1 pseudogene is annotated in these 934 nt (G+C 79.6%); it reads right to left on the bottom strand.

The features are described 5' to 3' along the window. A pseudogene (locus G3I53_RS11190) lies at window positions 1-934 on the bottom strand (SMC family ATPase); the annotation flags it as partial.

The raw sequence follows: 934 nt of genomic DNA on the forward strand, positions 1-934 counted from the left end.
AGCCGCTGGGCGGTGTCCTCGGCGGCGCGGGCGGCGTCGGCGGCGTCGGTGAGCCGGGCGGCGTGCCGTTCCAGTTCGGCGGCGCGTTCGGCGACGCTGTGCGCGGTGCCCCGGGCCCGGGTCAGCTCCTCCTCCAGCGCGGCCCGTTCCCGGTCCAGGCGTTCGCGGTGGCCCACCCGGGACGCGGCCCGCACGGCGGCCTCCTGGCGGGCGGAGCTGCGCAGCGCGTGTTCCTGTTCGGCGCGGCGCAGTTCCTCCTGGGCGGAGTGCAGCGCCGACGAGGCGTCCCGGGCCCGGCCGTACTGCTCCTCCAGCTCGGTGAGGGCCTCGGCGAGCTGTCCGGCGGGGGTGTCCCCGGCCTCGGCGCGGGCGGCGGCCAGGTCCTCGCGGAGTTCCGCCAGGACGCGTTCGTCGCGGGTGCGGCGTTCCTCGGCGGCCCGGTACTCCGCCAGGGCGCGCTCCTCCGCCTCGCGGCCGACGTGGCCGGCGTCCTTGCGGGCGGGGGCGGGGTGTTCGGTGGCGCCGCAGACGGCGCACGGGGCGCCCTCGGTGAGGTGCGCGGCGAGTTCGGCGGCGATGCCGTCGAGGCGCTGTTCCTTGAGGTCGAGCCAGTGGTCGCGGGCCCGGGCGGCGGCCTCGGCGGAGTCCAGGGCGGTCCGGCGGGCGTCCTCGGTGCGGGCGGTGAGTTCGTCGCGCTGCCGGGCGGCGGTCAGCCGCCGGCGGGCGGTGTCGCGCTGTCCGGCGAGCTCGCCCGCCCGGGCGGCGGCCTGCTGGGCGGACTCGATGGCGGCCCGCAGTCCGTCGCGGGTCTGTTCCCACCGGGCGAGCCAGGTCTCGGCCTCCTCCAGGGTCTCGGCGTCGGCGCGTTCCTGGCGGTCCAGGCCGGTGCGCTCGTCGAGGAGGCCGGCGAGACGCTGCTCGGCCCGGCGGGCCG

Source organism: Streptomyces sp. SID14436, from assembly GCF_010548465.1.
In the GTDB taxonomy this organism is placed as follows: domain Bacteria; phylum Actinomycetota; class Actinomycetes; order Streptomycetales; family Streptomycetaceae; genus Streptomyces.